At 44.7% G+C, this 20,254-nt stretch carries 14 protein-coding genes; 1 reads left to right on the forward strand and 13 read right to left on the reverse strand.

Features of this window, described 5'->3' with window-relative positions:
- Positions 1-284: 284 nt before the first annotated feature.
- The 7 genes from AC1DOV_RS25830 to AC1DOV_RS25860 all read right to left on the reverse strand — a co-directional run bounded on the left by AC1DOV_RS25830 (position 285) and on the right by AC1DOV_RS25860 (position 14,380).
- On the reverse strand, positions 285-2,732 hold the full coding sequence (locus AC1DOV_RS25830) for a glycoside hydrolase family 2 protein (protein WP_477551359.1): 2,448 nt from the start codon (positions 2,730-2,732) through the stop codon (positions 285-287).
- A gap of 40 nt (positions 2,733-2,772) precedes the next feature.
- Positions 2,773-4,545, reverse strand: coding sequence for a glycoside hydrolase family 35 protein (locus AC1DOV_RS25835; RefSeq protein WP_441882619.1), 1,773 nt, complete (start codon positions 4,543-4,545; stop codon positions 2,773-2,775).
- 210 nt (positions 4,546-4,755) lie between these two features.
- Positions 4,756-10,440 carry a discoidin domain-containing protein gene (locus AC1DOV_RS25840; RefSeq protein WP_477551360.1) on the reverse strand — a complete coding sequence of 1,895 codons (5,685 nt, stop codon included), beginning with the start codon at positions 10,438-10,440 and terminating at the stop codon, positions 4,756-4,758.
- A 694-nt stretch (positions 10,441-11,134) separates the two neighbouring features.
- A complete protein-coding gene (locus AC1DOV_RS25845; protein WP_477551361.1) occupies positions 11,135-12,493 on the reverse strand; it encodes a hypothetical protein in 1,359 nt (452 codons plus the stop codon).
- Between the two features lie 25 nt (positions 12,494-12,518).
- Entirely contained in the window at positions 12,519-13,289 is a 771-nt protein-coding gene (locus tag AC1DOV_RS25850) for a DODA-type extradiol aromatic ring-opening family dioxygenase (RefSeq protein WP_477551362.1), read from the reverse strand.
- 6 nt (positions 13,290-13,295) lie between these two features.
- The gene (locus AC1DOV_RS25855; RefSeq protein ID WP_477551363.1) at positions 13,296-13,955 is read right to left on the reverse strand and encodes an alpha/beta hydrolase; all 660 of its coding nucleotides are present in this window, start codon (positions 13,953-13,955) and stop codon (positions 13,296-13,298) included.
- Positions 13,956-13,978: 23 nt separating this feature from the next.
- A complete protein-coding gene (locus AC1DOV_RS25860; RefSeq protein ID WP_477551364.1) occupies positions 13,979-14,380 on the reverse strand; it encodes a DoxX family protein in 402 nt (133 codons plus the stop codon).
- Positions 14,381-14,521: 141 nt separating this feature from the next.
- On the opposite strand from AC1DOV_RS25860, the gene AC1DOV_RS25865 reads away from it, so the two are divergent.
- Complete coding sequence (locus AC1DOV_RS25865; protein ID WP_477551365.1) at positions 14,522-15,073, forward strand: helix-turn-helix domain-containing protein; 552 nt, start codon at positions 14,522-14,524, stop codon at positions 15,071-15,073.
- A 159-nt stretch (positions 15,074-15,232) separates the two neighbouring features.
- Here AC1DOV_RS25865 and AC1DOV_RS25870 read toward each other — a convergent pair whose 3' ends face one another.
- From AC1DOV_RS25870 to AC1DOV_RS25895, 6 genes are all read right to left on the reverse strand, one after another.
- A complete protein-coding gene (locus AC1DOV_RS25870) occupies positions 15,233-16,549 on the reverse strand; it encodes an ABC transporter permease (protein ID WP_477551366.1) in 1,317 nt (438 codons plus the stop codon).
- The gene (locus AC1DOV_RS25875; protein ID WP_477551367.1) at positions 16,542-17,444 is read right to left on the reverse strand and encodes an ABC transporter ATP-binding protein; all 903 of its coding nucleotides are present in this window, start codon (positions 17,442-17,444) and stop codon (positions 16,542-16,544) included. Before AC1DOV_RS25875 ends, AC1DOV_RS25870 begins: the two co-directional genes overlap by 8 nt.
- Before the next feature lie 17 nt (positions 17,445-17,461).
- Positions 17,462-18,379: an ABC transporter ATP-binding protein gene (locus tag AC1DOV_RS25880; RefSeq protein ID WP_477551368.1), complete on the reverse strand. Its 918-nt coding sequence runs from the start codon at positions 18,377-18,379 to the stop codon at positions 17,462-17,464.
- A gap of 12 nt (positions 18,380-18,391) precedes the next feature.
- Positions 18,392-18,778 carry a GntR family transcriptional regulator gene (locus AC1DOV_RS25885; protein WP_339204857.1) on the reverse strand — a complete coding sequence of 129 codons (387 nt, stop codon included), beginning with the start codon at positions 18,776-18,778 and terminating at the stop codon, positions 18,392-18,394.
- A 29-nt stretch (positions 18,779-18,807) separates the two neighbouring features.
- On the reverse strand, positions 18,808-19,533 hold the full coding sequence (locus AC1DOV_RS25890) for a hypothetical protein (RefSeq protein ID WP_477551369.1): 726 nt from the start codon (positions 19,531-19,533) through the stop codon (positions 18,808-18,810).
- Positions 19,534-19,783: 250 nt separating this feature from the next.
- Positions 19,784-20,245: a DUF420 domain-containing protein gene (locus AC1DOV_RS25895; RefSeq protein ID WP_339204859.1), complete on the reverse strand. Its 462-nt coding sequence runs from the start codon at positions 20,243-20,245 to the stop codon at positions 19,784-19,786.
- Positions 20,246-20,254 lie beyond the last annotated feature (9 nt).

Here is a 20,254-nt window from a genome sequence, read left to right on the forward strand (position 1 = left end):
CCTAATACTTCTTCAAACGTAGGCGTTATCCTTTTGCAGCAAATGCGAGCTTCTCGTTACTAGAGTCACTGAGTCACTGATATGCATCGAAAGGGTATACAAAAAGGTCCCCAGACGCTAAACACTTCTAAGTGTCCAGTGTATGGGGACCAGTTTGGGCTCTTTTTTGTATGTGGAGCGATGTCGCGCCTTTCCATCGCTTCACTTAAATCTATTTTATTTTTGGAGATTTAGAAATAGCACTCTTAAGACAATGTTAGTCAACAATAAAAGTTTCTTGTTCTTTATACACTTGCAAGCTTGACCGAGGAAGGCTTTAAACCTTTAGAATAAGCCTTCACTTTGATTTCCCCAGGCGTCTCCCGCGACTGAAGCAGCACAGTTGCGATGCCAGCTTCCGCCCTTACGGGGTTCTCGCCGACGATGACTGCAGGACCGTCAATTTCAAACCAAACCTCATGGCAGGCGGGGGACACCACGGTCCCGTTCGCGTCTTTGATTTCGGCGTAGACAAAGATAAAGTCGCATCCGTCGGCTGTAAGCTTTCTCCCGCTCTCGTCAATGCGGATGGAAAGCATCTCAGGCTCCAGTGGAGTATGCACGACGCATACAGCAGCTTCCCTGCCGTCTATTCGCCCGATTGCCTTTAATTCTCCGGGCTCGTACGCTACATTGGTAAATGTGAACGGAGCTTGCGTCAAATTTCGGCAGTTTCCTCCGTCATGCGGATAAACCTTCATGTCACCAGCATCCGTTTTCCCATGCACGCCTGCTTGATTCCCTTTATGCTGTTCTTCATCCGTAAGCCAATAGTCCACTTCGTAGCCTGTCACACGTTCTCCGTATTCCGTATCCGGACCATGATCAGCTTTTCTCACACTGACTGATTTCCCGTTTACAAATAACTCGACCTCGCTGCAATTTGAAAATACGACAACCTTCGTCGGCGAGATGCGTTCCGTCCAATAATTCGCAATGTAGACCATCGGTCCGCTTTCCACATGTTCATGAGCGATTTCCGCTCTTCGTTGACTCTGGTAAAAATAGTAAACCATTTTAGGCAGACGGAACGTGTCGAGGGCCCCGCATTCCGCCAGCCTTGGATAACAACCGCGGTTATGGTCGATGCCAACCCACGAGGCGTCCCCGAGCGACCATCGGTTACCGCGGTTCCGGTTCAGCGACCATTGATAATTCCAGGCTTGCAATAGCAGCTTCTGTTCTCCGGCGCCGCGCGGTACCCTGCTTGTACTCTCATGGCCGCCGAACTCGTAATCTCCGTATTCTCTATCGAACCCCCCTTTCTCGGGCAGCACCTCTTCCAGTGGACGCGACAATGTTTCGTCTTTCCATAGTGTATAGGGCACATCAAAGTTGACGTAAGCCGGATTTATTCGTCCGATCGTGTCTCCAGAAGTAAACATTTGATCTCCCGGATATTCTTCATGGGCAATCAGATGGCATTCGTGAAAAAATTCGTCCGTCGCCCCTTTCCTGCCGGGATACGTTTCATTCAGGCTGACCTCCCACATGATCACGCACGGACGGTTCCGGTCGCGGCGGATCATATCACGTATGTTTTGCCGGACAAGATCCAGAAACTCTCCTTCCTCGCAGTACTGCCAGCCCGGCACCGGTTCGACGACCATCAGCCCGAGTTCGTCGCAGGCGTCAAGAAAAGCAGGCGCCTGGGGGTAATGGCCAAGCCTGACGAAATTGAATCCCGCCTCCTTCAGCTTCTTCGCATCGCGGTAATGTGCGTTATTCGAAGCTGCATTTCCGATATATGGATATTGCTGGTGGCGGTTCGTCCCCCTGATGACCAGCCTTTCATCATTTATTACAAAGCCGCCTTCTTTACTGAACGAAATCTTGCGTATTCCGGTTCGGGTGCGAATCTCATCCACCGTTTGGCCGTTTTCGAGGATTTCCGTTTGCAGGGTATACAAATAAGGGTTGTCCGGATGCCAGAGATGAGGCCTCGTTATCGTTAGCATTTGAACGAACGTATGCGCTCCGCCGGCTAAAACGGTCTCCACCGAACTTTCTTCCGATTCTACTTGCCGCCCCTGTTTATCCAAGAGTGTTGTCACGATTTTCACTTTCTTCATCGCTTCATGCTCATTAATCACATGGGTCAGAACTTCGACCGTCGCCGATGCTTGCGAGACGTCGGCGTATTTGACGAAGATCCCGCCTCCCGCAGGTTTTCCGGTATAAACGGCATCCGTGACATGGAGCTTATCCGTGACATGAAGGTGCACGTTGCGGTAAAGTCCGCCGAAATAGGAAAAATCCAGACTTTCCAGCGGCTTTCCCGGAGGTATGGCTCCGTTGTTCCGGTTGTCGAGTCGTACGGCAATTACATTGACCGCCTCGAAATCGACATCGTCGGTGATGTCGATCGTAAACGGCAAATAACCGCCTTTATGATTCAGCTTGAGCCTGCCATTGACCCATACAGATGCCTCATGCATGGCCGCTTCGAATTCCACAAAGAGCTTCTTTCCCCTGTCTGCTTCGTCCAAAGCAAATTGCTTGCGATACCAGCATATCCCTTGAAAATGCAAGTCCGCATGTAGCGTTTCAATTTTTGGCGTATGAGGCAGATAGACGGTTTCCCAGCTTTCGTCTGAATGACGCTTCTGCTGTGCTCCACATACGTCCTCACGAATAAACTTCCAGTTCCTATTGAAATTCATTGTTTTTCTGCAGCCATTCAAATGTCTCAATGATCAATAAGCCTCCCAAATTTGATTATAAAAAATTTGTTTAACCTAACTCGGCATAATCTTGCAGGGTAACGATTGTGTTTTTCGTTCCATGCAGTTCAAATATGATGAGTTCATTGTCACCGATACGCAAGAGCGGAGCAGGGATATATAATGTTTTTTGCGGACCAATCTCCCAATAACGGCCGAGATTGAACCCATTGATATAAGCAACTCCCTTCGTCCATCCTTCCATATTCAAAAAAGTATCACCGATTTCATCCAAGTGAATTACACCTTTATAGAAGGTAGGGGTAAAGGCCTCGTTTGTCTGTACTTCCCGGAATATTAGCTCCGATACATTGTTCAGAGGAAGCGTATGAATCGTCCAGTCATAAAGGAACTGCTGGCCCAGGCGAACGCCTTCCGTAATTCCTTTTGGATCCTTCATCCCGTAACCATAATTAATTCGTCCTAGGTTTTCCACTAGGATGCTGAGTGTTGCACCTTCTGAAGGAATGTCTAAAACGATATCGATATCTGATATATTCGGTGTTATATCATGTGTGTTTCGTTCAATCACTCCTTGATAAATACCGTCAAGGAAGATCAATGCGCGATCACGTACCTCCTGTATCGTTAATTTCATTTGCGATATAGGACCAACAATGTTAGTCGTATATAAAATGAAGCCATAGTCCTGATCAAGCCGCTCCATTGTTTCCGGACATGTGCTTTGAACCGGAGTCGACAACAAATTAAGCGAATCAAACAACCGCACATGTTCCATTAAGCGGACTTCACCGTAATGCTTCTTCGGCACAGGACGTGGTAGTTCAATCTCAGCAATTTCGGTATATTTCGATAAAACTTCACGAACTGCAATATATTTGTCCGTGATATCTCCTGATTCATCCAATAACACATCGTAATCATAGCTAGTCACCGTCGAATCATATTTACCCGAATAATTCGCACCGTTATAGAATCCGAAATTCGTCCCGCCGTGGAACATATAAAAGTTAACAGAAGCTCCTACCTTCAACATTTGATCCAGTACTTCCGCAACATCTTCATGCTTTCGCAAATGGTGTTCATGGCCCCAAGAATCAAACCATCCGTTCCAAAATTCCATACATACAAGCGGTTTATCCGGTTGATATTCCTGCAGCTTTCCAAAAGCCTCTTCAGGCCGCGACCCAAAGTTGACTGTGGCTAACACGTCTGGAAGGAGAGTCCCCCCTTGTAGATTGCTGTCGGTATACCCGTCCGATGTGAATAATAAGACATCCATTCCACGTTTAATCATCGCTTGCTCCAAATATTTCAAATACTTCTTATCATTGCCGTAACTTCCGTATTCATTTTCGATTTGCATCGCAATAATCGGCCCGCCATTCGTACATAGAAGTGGCAAGAATTTAGCCAATAGCTCATTGTAATAAGCATCGATTTTTTCCAAATAGGGTTGATGAAAACAACGTAAGCGCATATTTTCTTCCTTAAGCAGCCAAGATGGCAATCCTCCGAATTCCCACTCCGCACATATATACGGACTTGGGCGTACGATAACGAATAATCCCTGCTCATCCGCTATCTGTATAAAACGAACGACGTCAGCAATGCCACTAAAGTTGAATTCCCCTTCCCTTGGCTCGTGTAAATTCCATGGAATGTAAATTTCTACTGTATTAAATCCACAAGCTTTTAATTTAATTAGTCTGTCCTGCCAATATTCCGGCACAATACGAAAATAATGTATGGCTCCAGATAGAATACGAATAGGCTCCCCGTTATAAACAAATTGATTTCCTTCGATTGTAAAAGTAGACATAGCTTCTGCTCCTTCTTTCTTGATTAGTCATGTTGTCAGCTTAACAAGTACCCCTTCTTTAGAAAACAATGAAGAATAAACAATCCTCAAAAAAACATAACAATATCAACTATTTTTTTTAGATATTTCTCAGAATTATAACGATCTCACTATAAAAGCAAAAAAAGAGGGGAAGCATATAGCTCCCCCAAAACAATGTTCGATGTTATTTTATTGCAAGATCGCTTTTGCTACGATTGCAAGGTCTTCGATACCAACCTTACCGTCTTTATTGACATCCGCATTCACATTCCAACCCGCTTGACCTTGTTGTGTGCCATAAGCCGCTGCAACAATAGCCAAATCTCCAATCGAGACGCCGCCTTTACCATCGACATTTGCGTTTATCTTCTTGTTATTAAACGCTTGAATGGCTGCTTCCAATGCGCCTTTCGCATTATCCACTTGCGCTTGAGAAGCATTCGAATCGCTTGCTGTCAGATTAGCCGCATGGATAGCTGACTGTAATAGCGCTTTGGATCCAACCACATACTGGCCGTCCGCATTTCCTTCCACTGCAGCATCGTACTTCGCCTCAGCACTTGCAATCAGTGCATTTAGCAATGATTTATCCACGCTTTCCACGATTTGAATATCATGGTTGCTTCCTCTGATCTGCAGTTCATGCCCCTGTGCGTTAGCAATCGCAACATGATCGACAGAAATCGTCGTAGAGGTTGCCTGCGTTCCAGATTTGGCGGTAAATGCGAATGCAAGGACATCCCCTTGAGCATTCACTCCTTGGTTTTCGTTCACGCTAGCAGCCAAAATCCGGACTTGTCCCGGTACTTTTTCCTCATGATCGATGACTTTAAAACCGTCTTTTAATGAAGTAACCGATTCAAACTGTAAATGTGCCGGATCATAGTGAAGCGTCAAATCTTGAGCATACACTTGCTTGTATACACTATCCGTAACGCCAGACAATCCCATCTTCAGATTGAATGCTTGGTCAGCGTTCACCTTAACTGGCCCGGTTATAACCGATTGCGGCACTTCTACTGATTCCAGTAATACATTGATTTCAGCAGCCGATGCGTAACCACCAACGCCTGCTGTTGCTTCAAGCTTGACATATGATGCTTTTGTCGAAGTAAATGATGCGTATTTCTCCTTGTTGTCGTTTGCCCAATCTCCATTTGCAACTTTGGTAAAAGATACTCCTTCCTCACTGACATACACGTTATAGCTTGTAATATTTCCGTTGCTGCCTGATTGCCTTGGTAAATACGCAAGTCTATTGATTTGGTGAGTTCCACCCAGATTTAAGATAATCGATTGGGGAAGAACGCCGGATTTATCCCACTTTGTATGCCAAAACGTTTGTGGGTTTCCATCAACCGCCAACGAGGCTGCATTGTTCTCACCAGCCGTTTCCTGACTTGCCGCCGTTGCCGTCATTTGTGACTGAGGAACACTATTGCTAGCTACATTTATTGTCAAAGGGCGACTTACAACGGTCACCCCTTCTAAAGTAACCTTTACCGCAACAGTTGCTATAAACCCAACGCCAAAATCGCCTTTAACAATGATCGTGTTACTGCCGTCAACAACAGATAACCTTGCATCGCTAAATTGATATTCTACAGCTGCCTTTGATAGATCGACCGTCTCTCCAGTACTTAATATGCCATTAATAGTAGACACGATTGGATCATTCGGTTTAATAGTCGTTTTATTCAGAGTGAAGTCCATTTTCTCTAAATAAGGAGCCATGTAGATTTCCTTTTGCTCATTAACAAAAAGATACGTAACTTTGTCAATCGAACGTCCATCTATTTGCACTCGAATGTTAATCTTTGCCATGCCTTCTGAAACAGCGGTCAACAGGTTGGATTCGTCCACCGTAATCACATCCTGGTTTTCGCTTGTCACTGTGATCTTCGCATCTTTAATATCAATCGGTTCACCCTTACCCGTAAAAGCCGCAATGTCATATTTACCTGTAGCAGCATTCACCGGTTTATACTCATAATCGAAACGATCAAATAATCCGGACTTATCCACTCCGTTTATTGCCACTTCAAGCAAATCAATCGTTGACCCGTTTGAACCATTTTCAAATTGTAATCTAACGTATTGAGCTCCCGCTCCCGTGTTTATTACATATTGATTGTAGAATCCAAAATAAGCAGAGCCCGTCGGGCCGTTAACGGTGCTGACATCGTTCCAGTCCACGCCATCAGCGCTCGTTTGAATTTTTATTGTTTTAGGCGTATTGATGTATTTTTGTTCTAAAGAATTGAAGTTAAGATTGATACTAGCAATCTCGGAGATTGTCGGCAGCTTAAATTGAATCCAAGACTTCTCATTTGCTGGTACCGACCATTTGGCCCCGTCAAAATGAATACCGTCAATTGTTTTCCCATCAACTAATTGACTCACAGCATCTTGATCATGACTAGCTGTAATTTCAGCGGCCCCTGCAAGGTTATCATGCGGCAGCAGGTCCATGAATACTTTATTTGTTGTAAATGTTTGACCGTCTAAAGTTACATCCGCCCAAACGACTCCGCGTGTAAGTTTCTCTACGAACGGCGCAATAATTTCATTTTTCTTAAATGTAAACGTATCTACTTCTTTGATCGCCACGGGATTATAGTTATTACCCGCTTTTAAATCAATAGTACCCCCATGCCATGTAATATCTGCTGTATCAAGCCCGATCGCTCCGCCTTTAGCTGATCTGCCTTCTATTTCATAGCGTAGGCTTTTCAGTAAATTAAACTCACCATAGGCTTCTTTACCTTCAATCAACAAAGTCGCACCAATCATGCTCTCGCAAACATAAACGACTCCATCTTTAACGGTTACTTTTAAGATGTCCTCTTTCGTTACACCCTCATAAGCAGCACTTACGGTGATGGAAGTTGTTCCATTTGATACTGGAGTCACAATTCCGTTCGTATCGACCGCAGCTATTGCTGGATCTGCACTGCGATAAGTTAAATCTGAAAGCTGGGCTTTCAGCGCCGGGAATGTCATATATCCCTCAGCGTTGATTTTAAGTGAGGAAGGCGTTAACTGCTCCCCTGTTGCTTTTACATCCGTAAGCGTATAGTTTCGTACAGGATTGTCGGTTACAATCTTAATGATCGTATCAATCTGATCCTCTTGAACGTTAGCAAGATTGATTGTCAAGCTGTCCTCATTTTGTTCAAACGATGTGACCGGGACATTCTCGTTCAACCATGTCACGGATGTCACCTTATCTTTAACCGGACGAATGGTCAAAGACTTTCCTGCAATGGCGTCAAACCCTTTTTTGCTGTCGGGTCCTTTCATTACATGCAGATACACATTGTTGTCTCTATACGTTGCATATCCCCATTGTGGTCCTGTAGTGCTGTTAGCTAAAGCGAATTTTTCATAATTGCCTTTTCCATCATCTTCATAGCCATAGCCTGAGAGGAAATATGGCGTTGTACCCGTTGTTGCCTCGTGTCTTTCCGGCTTGCCCTCAGGCGCAAACCATCTTGCCAAGCTTTCTCTCACATCAATGTATTCCTGCTCTGCTTTAGGATATCTTGTCGCAATTTCCTCAGGAGAGTTCCAATTGGGTCCGCGGCTATCTACCGGCGTCTGATCATTATTATCCACATAACCTCTGCCGACATTCATGACCATTTCCTTGATAACTTGCCTGTAGTCATCTCGTATACCGTAATAGGGAGATTGTGCATTTTTTGTGTGAATCATTTTCCATGGTTCCATAATCGTACGTTTTAAAAGATGATTTGCAGCGCCATTACTGTAAATACCAGACGCTTCTTCGGTTCTTAAATCAGGGTCTCCATACTCATCGCCCCATGCATTGGAGTTTATAATAATATCATCGCTATAATTGCGTACAACACTGTATATCACATCAAAATTGGCGTTTGGTATCCCTTGCGGTCCATCAAAATAAATATAATCAGGCGTATACCGTCCAATCAAATCGGTCAGATTCTGCACATAGACGTCCGTCGTGTAGTATGGAATCCCTCCGCCATAATATAAACCGAATTTCATTCCATGACGTTTTACGGCCAGTTCAAACGGTTTCAATCCATCTACTACTTTGCCGTTTGCGTCTTTTGGAAGATACATATGCCTCTCATGTTTTGGATCCGCAAACTTGGACGGCCAAAGATAAGCTTGTTGTACCGATTCAACCGAAACTAATGAATGCCCTTGACGTTTCGCTCTTTCCGCCCATAAGTCGGCAGAGAAATTCGGGTCAACAAAGTACTGGTAAATTGGGGCAGCATGAGTTAAAGCGCCCACACGCCCTTCTTCAAACCATTTATTAGGACGTTCCTTTACTGTAATCGTCATATTCTTGCTAGCCGTATTTCCATTTCCATCCTTTACTTGTATCGTAAAGTTATAATCTCCTGGTTTCGTATTGATACTAATGATGCCTTTGCTGCTATTTAAATCGACATTTCCATTCACTAATCCATCTGCGATTGTGCCATCGGCATTTAATTCCAAGCCGTCCGGCAGTTTGCCCTCTACGATACTCCAAGTATAACCGGGAGTTCCCCCGCCCGCCATAAATTGGAAGGATGATGCCGCTAAGCCGTATTTCTTATTCCCTTTCGATTTATTCCATACATATGGCCATTCCTTGTAGCCAATCGGCATGGTTTGGGTTGGAAGCGGAGTTTTAATGGCATCCTCGGTTGATAGTCCTTGCGTGACGATATTTAGAGCTTCCGTTTCGCCTTCAACCGAAGAAATAAGTCCATTGATTTTATTGCCATTTTGGTCAGTGACTCTCCCATAAAACCCAAGGTACGCTGCGCTGTCATCAAATCCTAACGGGACATTATTTGAATTCACATCTTCTGTATACGTATGCTTGATTTGAATCATCAGTTTATTCCAACCCTGCTTTAACAGGACTGCTTGTTTGGTCAAATCCTTTTGTACTTCTACTGGTACAGTCGGTGCGGTCAAAGTTTTATCGTTTACATAAATGCGATATGAACCGCTGGCACCTACATTAAAATACGCTTGTTGTGCTATCGGACTGTATATGTACGTGTGAGCATACACATATTTGTTTCTTGTGTCGACACCTTTTTTGACCGTATAGTAACCGTATAAGTCTTGATAATCATCATAGTTTCTGTTATAAATTCGATCATCAAAGTACTCCCACTTATTACTTTCACCGTCAGAATTTAATGAATCGCCAATATTGGGAGTGATCGCAGTCGTTGGCTCTCCGCCTGTCACTGCCGGATTGTTATAAACTTCTATTTCTGAGAGGCCGGTAATTGTTGGATAAGGTGTGCGTCCCTTATCTATTTCAACCTTCATTTGAACCACATTCTTAAGTCCGGATGATAATGCATACACAGTTGGTTCGGATGGGTTAGAAGATGTACTTTTAACCTCTCCCGATTCTACTTTGCTGCCGTCTTCAAGAGTGAACGTAAGATGATACCCATTGTTTACGTGACGCCCATCGCCCCATTGCGCTATTTTCAGTTCATTGATTGCAATAGGTGTACTCCATTTTAGATTTACCCATGGGCTAGAGTCTCTTTCTGTCACCCATTGCTTTTTTTTGTCTCCATCAACCAAATTTGATACAGGGTTTACTGCAAGCGTTGACGACGATGCTGTTATTTCTGATGCCAACGGCGCATAATTTACATTTTCACCCACTTCAGTCCCGTAAATCTTGTCCACTACTGGCGCATCAAATGGACCAGTTACCAGCCACGAATTTATAAAAGGCGCATTACCTGTCACTTGCTGTGCATTTACTCTCGTATTTGAGAATACAAACGTAAATGTTGTCATAATCATTGCAGCTGCCAATGTTACAGAAGTGATTTTTTTGAATCTGTTCATCATTAATATCTTTCCTCCCAATTCTGAATTTCTCCGCTTATGAACCTGAAACAAAAAGCATATTGTCGAAACAGTAGTTGAGGTATTCCTAGCAGAGTAAGGCGTAGCCATTCGCAGGATAACATGACAACGCTTTCTTTTTTAATCATGTTTAATGGTTGCTCATTCGAGAACCCCTCTCTTACGAGCCGTTCGCTATTCTCCGTTCATTGATCTGTTTTTGCTTCTCGGCGATAATATCATCCGCACCAGCTGATCGACCTCCCCTTCTCTTCAAAAGACTCCATTGTTGCTTATTTCTATTTCACAATAGCTGATAAAAAAAGTGTTGAAAACATAAAAAAGTGTATTTTCCTTTGATAAATCATCATTGCAGCTCTCTAAAAAAGATAATTCTCTCTAAATTTTGATTTTCAAAAAAAAACAAAGATTGCACTCGCATCCTTCTATGATTTAACGGCTCCAAGACGTCTATTTAGGGAGATTTTTCAAAGAGGCAACAGGAAAATCAGTTGCCGAACACAAAACAGGTACCCATACACTCGACACTTTAAAAAAAGTGTTTAGCGTATGGGTACCTGTTTTAGTCGTTTAAAAAGCATTTTGGCATGTCCTTGAGTGAATACAGACTGCAGCTAGGGCAAGAAATAGATCATGAAAATGATATGTCAGTTCAATATTAGCTTGTTTTTTTGTTCTAATACCTCACCACAACCATTAAAAAAACGATCAAACTGAGCGCCATACAGCCGGCGAACTTGTAATTCGGTGCAGCTATCTCAAACACTGATTTCTTTTGTAAACCGGACAGCAAGTTGTTTACAGCCGAAGCCGGCGAGATGGGATTAGACAAAGCCCAGCTTCCAAGCAGCAGCACCGCAAAATAAGTTGGGCTGATTTGCACGCTCACGGGATCAATGGCTCCAGCGAGCATAGTCACTGGCACGATTGGATGGAGACCAATTATTGAAGTGCTTGCAATCAAAAGAACGGTTAATATCGTGAATGTGAAGGAAATCGGCATTGGAACAAAGTCAAGCAAATTCGGAACCTTTGAGCCGAAGTTCGTAATCCCAATTGCGCCACTGAAAAAGCCGGCGGCCAGAAAAAGCGTAATCTCTTTCTGCAAAGCCGGCAAAGTGATTGTTATATGATTTATAATTCCTTCTCTATATATATTCATGGTCCCCTTTATAATGCACCAAAACAAAGGGAAAACTACTGCAGCCATACAGATTAATAAGACCATTGGCAGCTTGATCATACGTTCCATGGTTAAGATGACAATTATGGCGCCTATTAAATACATGCCGAGTCCAACTGGAAAATTCGAGTTCTCCTTTTTGTCTACTGCCTCTTCAAATTCATCTAGACTAGCGTCACGCAATTCCCGAAAGTCGACTGCCCAGCTTATGCCGAGGCTAAGAATGGCGAGTCCAAGCATATAGGGCAGAACGGACGACCAGGACAGTCCTAACGTTGAAGTCACTAGTGTCATGGCAGCGAAATAAGGTGACCAGAGAATCGCTCCCGCAAAACCTCGGTTGAGCGCATTTGCAAGCAAACGGCTCATCCCTGGCTGCGGTTTAATAAAGACCATTTGATAAACAACCGGTATCGAACCTACGTTGATAAATACGCCCATAATTTGAGTGAGCAGCTGCGTTCCCAAGAATAGAGCGGCCTTGCTGTGCAGGTTAGCTTCGTAAAACCGCTTCAAGGCCTTAACGTATTCAGGAATACGAACTGGAATTCCGAACAACGGAGCGAATAGGAAAAGCGTTACAATGGTCACGTTTATTCCAGCCGACTCGAACCAAATCCTAGCATTTGCTTTCTGCAGCGCAAGAAGTACAACTCCAATAGTCACAAAGAAAATCGTGAGCCAAAACGTCATCCCCTTCAGTTTTGGCAACAGTAAGGCGATTGCAGAAAACACCAATCCACCGAGCAGAAAGACCAGCATCTCAAGCTGCGCCGCCTGCAACGCAATATACACAGCTGCAATGGAAAATATTATTATTCTCTCCGCTGCCGTCTTAAATGCGGATGTCATCCGATCTGCCCTCTTTCATTTCATCTTAATTGAACTGCCAGCAGCTTAAGCTTAGGTTACCGTATTGGTAGCTGCGGTGAAGAAGTTTTGCGTTACGGTTGACGTCACCTGCTCCCATGGCGAGAAGAAGCGGAATGAAGTGCTCATTCGTCGGTACGGCCTCTTGGGCATGGGGAGCGAGCTCACGGTATTGAAACAGGGCTTCGGTATCCCATGACTCCAGCTTACTTTGAATCCAGTTGTCGAATTGTTCCCCCCACTCGTCAATTCCCTCCGACCGCCAGTTCAATTTCCGTAAATTATGAACGGTCCCACCGCTTCCGATGATAAGAACATCCTGCTCGCGGAGTTCCGCTAATGCCTTGCCGATTTGATACTGCCTTTCATTAGATAAATAACGATTTACGGATAGCGCTACGACCGGAATATCTGCATCCGGATACAGTAGTTTTAGAACAGCCCATACCCCGTGGTCTAAACCTCTTTTTTCATTTTGAACGTTCTCAACACCATGCTTTGTAAACAAGTTTTGAATCTGATCTACTAACGATCGGTCACTTTGTGCCGGATAAGTCATCTGGTAAAGCTCATCTTGGAACCCGCCAAAATCATAAATAGTTTCATAAGTTTCTGCGGCGCTAACCGTCTGTATCGATTCCTCCCAATGAGCGGAGAAGAGAACGATAGCTTTCGGTCTTGGCGTGTGCTCTTTAAATTGCTTAAGCAACATTGTATATTCGTTATCATCGAGCACGATTGATGGTGCACCGTGCGCAAAAAAATAGGATGGCATCATATGATCTCACTCCTTATTTATATTTAGTTCGGCATCCTTCTTCATCCACTTCATAAAATCAAGCTGGTTCTCTTCGGATACGCCGTGGTCGGTCGGATATAGTTTGAAAGTTAAGCGCTCCGTCTGGTCTTTTAAATAGGCAGCTGTCTCGTGCCCGATACGAACCGGGAATACGGAGTCGAATTCTCCATGCGAGACAAATATGGAAACATCCTTAGCACTTCGAAGTGAATACTCCGTTTTTACAAACTCAGGAATATATCCGTTCAACGCTACGATTCCCTTTAATTGATCTCCCATTGTAAGTGCAAGCGTCATGGACAGGATTGCGCCTTGGCTAAAGCCGAGCAAATAACGTTTGTCAGGATCGATTGGATACTCCTCAGTCGCATAATGAATGAATGCTTCGAGATCTGTAACCGCTTGGTCATACATCTCTCGAATAGGGTTTCCTAGGCTTTTCAAATCGTAATATTGGAATCCCGTACCAAGCGGCAAATTACCGCGAATCCCAATGATGATGAAATCTTCAGCCAATGGAGCAACCAAACTGAACATATTTCGTTCATTCGATCCTTTGCCATGGAAAGTGAAGATCGTCGGATATTTCTTTCCTTGCTCTAGTTTAACCGGTAAGTGAACGTCATATTGATATTTCGGATTCATCTTCGTTTCCTCCATGCTGTAAGTTATTCACTGCGCTTGCTCATAATAAAACGGTCAACAGAGAACGGTGATCGATCGGCAACAACCAGATACAACGAGACCATGATGAATCCAAGATCCAGCTCATAACCAGCCATCTGACCGTTACCAAGAAGTCCAGCCGATAACTTCGCGGTTATAATTGCACCGATGAGTATGATGACAAACAATCCTGCTACATAACGAGTAAACAACCCCAAGATCAACAATATACCGCCGATAAGTTCAATCGCTGCAACAACATAAGCTAAAACTCCCGGAATGCCTATGGAACTGAACCAAGCTTCTACATTGCTTATTCCCTGAAACTTATCCACTCCGTGAAATATAAATATGATGCCCAACACCACTCGCATGATAATGGAAACAAAAGCTGTTTTATTCATTCTTTTTCCCTCCAAAATATTAGTAATAGAAATATATTTTCTATAGGTGTAATTTAAAACGATTTACATTGACTTGTCAACACAAATATTGATAATATAAAATTAAATTTAGTATTACAAATATTCTAGAGGTGTGATTAGATGGATATTGGCTCCACTATACGAGCGATCCGGAAGCGAAAAAATATCACAATCGCTCAAATATGCGAAACAACCGGCCTGTCTCAAGGATTTATGAGTCAGGTTGAAACGAATAAGACCTCACCGTCCATCTCAACGCTAGAAAGTATAGCTCAAGCACTTAAAGTGCCACTTGCCTACTTGCTTCTAAAGAAAGAAGAGCGAATGAGAATTGTTCGGAAAAACGAGAGGACAATCACTACAAGCGGTTCAGAAAATCTAAAAGTCGAACACTTGAGTTCCACAAAAAACGTACGGATGATGATTATAGAGTTTCCTCCTGGTTCTACGACTGGCAATACTCCTCATGCTCATGAAGGCGAGGAGGTCCATGTGGTCATTAAAGGGAGAATTTACGCGGAACAAGGGGAAGATAAGGCTGAATTTGGAGAAGGTGATTCCTTTAGTTGGAATGCATGTACGCCACATTTAGTAAGAAATATAGGTGAAGATAAGGCAATCGTGCTGATCTCCATCTATAAAGAGAATGATAATGAAAATGAGAATGGATAGAACCTCATCTAACTAAGCCAAAAACCCACAATCGAGCCAGTTAGGCCGAATGTGGGTTTTTTTCAATAACTTTTGAAAACCTGTATTGGATAAATTCGAAACAGATGGAATTTCCAACGATTTTAGGCAGCCGCAATCAGATGGAACCAAGAACTACTCCTAAATCTTATACGCCTTCATAGCCTTGCGGATTTCTTTCAAGCTAGGGCGCTTTCCGTACATGAGTACGCCTGTGCGGTAGATCTTAGCGGAGATGTAGACCGCCGCGTAGATCGAGACGAGCAAGATGCCGAAAGAGAGAAGCGTCTGCCACATCGGCACTTCCGTCAGCCCAAGGCGGAGCAGCATGACGAATGGCGAGAAGACCGGAATGTACGACGTCACCTTCACGAGCATGCTGTCCGGCGCGCTTATGCTGAAGATTGCGATGTAGAAGCCCGCCAGAGAGACGAATGTCAGCGGCATGACCGCTTGACCCAGGTCTTCCGTCCGGCTTACGATTGAACCGACCGCCGCGTACAGCGTCGCGAACAGGAAGAAACCCGTCAGGAAGAACAGCAGCGCGTAGATGAGCAGAATCGGATCGACGAGCGACAAGTCGATGTCGAGATTGCCTAATGCCCCTTTGTTATGCGGCATGGATATGTTCGTCAGAATGACGGCTAAGTAGAATGTGACCTGCACGATGACGACGACGAACATGCCGAATATTTTGCCGAACATTTGCTTCAGCGGCGATACGCTCGTAATGAGGATTTCCATGACACGCGAGCTTTTCTCCGCCGTAATCTCCGACGCGATCATGTTGCCGGAGGTCATGATTGCCATGAACAGGAAGATAATCATGACATAGATGACGCCCATGTTGACGCCTTGCTCCGCCGGTGTTCTGCCCGTGTTGCCACTGCCCGAACCTTCGCCGGTATAAATCTGAACGGTGCCGATCTTGATCGGAGCCGATAGCTGCGCCATTTGCTCGGCCGAAAGGCCCGCATCCTGGAGCACGTTCGTTTGGCGAATTTGCAAAAGCGCTCCCTGCAGTGATTCCGTCATGCCGAATTCCATCAGCTTCTCGGACTTGTAAGTCATTTCCGGGAAACCGCTGTCCGTCATATCGCCGAACTCAAGGTAGCCTTTGATTTCCCCTTCATCGATTGCTTTTTTCAACTGCTTCTCGTTTGCCGAAGCATCGCCTTTGTCCTCAAAAGGAACCATCACGATGTTCGAATTTTCTTGTTTCTCGTAGTACGCCTTCAAGCTGTCGCCTGTTGCCGTGCCGCTCGCCGCTTGTTCGCTCTGCGACTGGATATAGCCGATATTTGTTACTTTGTCGCCTTTATCAAACTGTGCAATGATATAAGGAAGATTAATGCCGATGCTGATAATTAACGCGATAATCAACGTAGTAATGACGAAAGCTTTGCCTTTGACCTTATTCCGGATCGTAAACCCTACTACCGTCCAGAAACTATTCATGACGATCACCCACCATTCGGATAAAGATTTCATTTAGCGTCGGTTCCTTGATTTCGAAATGATTCACGTTCGCCTGCTCCATCGCCAAACGCAGAATGTCAGCGCCCGCCGCTTCGTAGGAGATGGCAATGTCGTAACCGCGCTCCGTGCGCGTGACGCCGGTTACGCCGGCCAGCCGATCGAGTCCGCTAATTTCTTTGTCGACGCCAAGGATGACCCGTTCTCTCGGGAATTGTTTTTTAATATCCTTCAAACTGCCCTTCAAGACCGTGTTCGATCGATGCAAAATCGTAATGTTGCGGCACAGCTCCTCGACATGCTCCATCCGGTGCGTCGAGAACAGGATGCTCGAGCCGGAGTCGCGCAGCTCCTTCACCGTCGACTTCAACAATTCGACGTTGACGGGGTCAAGTCCGCTGAACGCTTCGTCCATGACGACGATGCGTGGTTTGTGGTTGACAGCTGCGATGAACTGAATCTTTTGCTGGTTCCCCTTCGAGAGCTCTTCGACCTTCTTGTTGTAATATTCCGGTACCTCGAACCTCTCCAGCCACTGCTTCAGGTTGCGGTCGGCATCCGCTTTCGACATTCCTCTGAGCTGCGACAGATAGATGATCTGATCGCTGACCTTCACCTTCGGATAGAGCCCGCGCTCCTCCGGCAAATACCCGAGCAGGCTAAGCTGCTCATTGCTGTAAGGCTTTCCGTTGTAGAGAATCCGCCCTTCGTCCGGATAGATCAAGCCGAGCACCATCCGCATCGTCGTTGTTTTGCCGGCGCCGTTGGCCCCGAGCAGGCCGTAAATCTCGCCCTCGCTTACCTCCAAGCTAATTTCGTTTACTGCTGTTTTATCCCCGTATTGCTTAACTACCTTTTCTACTATTAATGGATTCATTTCATTACTCCCCTCTACTAGTTCATTCTTGTATTTAATCTATCTTGTGTAAGCAAGGCATTCATAATCTCATCCAGCTCAAGTGCTTGCCTGCTTACAATCTGATAGCCTTCCTCAGCACACCATGCTTCAGCTTCTGCAGCCTGATTTGTCGCAATTCGATAAGTCGTTCCGCCTGCATGCTCTACAACAGTTTGACCTGGGATGAATGCAGCTTTCTTCGGAGTCAGATCCGCTCCACTTACAAATAACGTAAACCAACTGCTGAATAGCTCATCCTTCTCGTACATGCCAAGCACTCTGCCTTGAGCCATAAAAATGATAAAATCAGCAAGTCGTTTCACCTCTTCGATGATATGGGAGGTCATAAGAATGGTACGATCTCCTCGATCCATGTACCGATGAAGCACCTCAATCATCGTTTTCCATGCAAGCGGATCAAGCCCCGAGGAAGGCTCATCGAGCAGGAGCAGCTCCGGATTATGTGTTAGGGCTAGTGCAAATTCAAATTTGCGACGCATCCCCTTCGACATTTTGCCAAGCAGCTGATTATCATCGACCTCAAGAATGCGAAGCAGCTCCCGATAACGATTCACATCCCATTTGTCATACCAGAAGCGATGAAACTCAGCTTTCTCCGTCCCCTTCATGTTGTCCTCATGCGAGGAGGATTGATCATGCAGGTAACCAATTCGTTTTTTAACCTCTGTGCTGAGCCCATTCTCCACTTGCTCTCCTAGCAGCTGAATGGTGCCTACATCCGCTTTATCCAGATCAAGCATTAAGCGAAAGGTGGAGCTCTTACCGCATCCGTTCGGCCCAACAATGGCAGTGATGTAACCCTGTGGAATACTCATATGGACCGGCCCTAGTTTGAAGCTCGCACGATTTTGCACAACGCCGTCTAATTGTATCGCCATCGTCTCATTCATCATATGTCCCACCCTTTAATCAAAATGCTTACTCATCGCTTCTTTAAACATCGTCTGCAGCTCTTCCTCTGTGCACTGAACCCGCTTGCCGGCTACAACTGCCAGCTCTAGCGCTTCAATAACAGCAGCAAGACGATGCCGGTCACGTTCCTGATCACCAACCTGTGCTACATAGGTGCCAGTTCCTTGCCTTGTTCGAAGCAGCCCTTCCGCTTCCAAATCGTTATATACTCTTTTTACTGTAATTACGCTGCACTTAACGGTTTGGGCAAGCTCGCGTATCGATGGCAGCAGCATCCCTTCCGAAAGTTGACCGCTGACGATTAATGCTCGCAATTGTACTTCGATCTGATGATAAAGCGGCTCTGCACTTTGTTCATTAATTTGGATCGGCAGCCGCATGAGGTTCACCTTCTTCCATTCTCAAATATCTATGCTCTGTAGGTTCTTTTCTCCAGCCGATTTTCAATTCGTTTAACGCCGAGGAACGCAGCAGCAACACCAATAGTTACGGTTATGATTGGCAGCCACCAGCTGCCGTTGTCGATTGCATGCAGCGAACTTGAAACAATATTTCCAATATCCAAAAAGGCTAAACTGATTGAAAAGATAAGCAGAAAAGCGAGATAAGTGATGTTGAAGAAAAAATATGTTTTTCCTGAATGCCCCAATTCCCAGTATACATAACCAGTCCCCATTGTCAGTGAATAGCCAAACCAGCTTGCTCCATATAACACGAAGCTTAAGGCTGAAATATCAACGCCCATATTCCGTGCAATGATAAATTGCAATAGGAAGAAAACAAGTTGAGCAGCAAACAATACGATAGCAAGCTGAATGATTCTCCCTAGTGCAATTTGTTTCGATGAAATCGGCAGCGTTCTCCATTGTGCGATCTTCCTCGTATAGGAATTCTCTTTCCAGGAACGCATCATTGTCTTATTAGCAATGAACCCTAGAACAGGCAGAATCGAAAGGTAAATGAAATCGAGTGACCAGTTTCCGAATGGGCCATTTTCCCCTATGAAGCCATCCCGCATTAAAGGAACGGTAAATAACAATAGATATCCGATAAAAAATAATGTAAAAAGACTTTTCCAACGATCTTTAGCCAGCTCATGCTTCGCTAAATACCATGCACCCTTCCATAACCCCACAGCATTTGCTCCCTTCAATCGCTTAGCGAATATACTGTATATATCCTTATACACAGTATATTCAGTGTATACACAGTTGTCAAGTACTCCCATAAAAAGATTTTTGGAGGAGAATTCCCTTCTACGGTAATTACTCCTGCACAATGGAAATTCCCCTATTTATAAGCCCATCACATCTGCAAAAACATAAAAAAAGCCATGTTCTCAAAAGAGTAGTCTCTTTTGAAAACATGGCTTACACATTGTCGTTCTATCCGAAAATAGCATCAATAACGGGTTTTGTATGGCCGCCTGGATACATAAGATACAGCAATACGTACACCGCTGTGCCTGTAATAGCTGTAATAAACCAAACCACTGAAGTTACTTTACCCCATTTGCGATGCTTGGCAAACTTCTTCTTATAACCAAGCGTTAGTGTTGTAATTCCGAATGCGCCGCCAACTGTAGCAAGCACGATATGAAACAATAAGAAGACAAAATAGTAAGGCTTTAAGCTGTCTGGGCCGCCCCAGATTGTATTTCCTACGAATATCGAACGCGATACATATACGATAAAGAAGATCGTTGCTGACACTGCTGCATAGAACATTACCTTCTGATGCTCCGCCAGCCTGCGCTTAATCGCGAGCCTCCAGCCTACGGCTACCAGCACCGCACTAAGCACAATGAAAAAAGTACTGATTGTCGGTACAATATTATATTTGTCCACTTTTACCCC

The sequence above is a fragment of the Paenibacillus sp. 01T47 genome (genome assembly GCF_056398245.1).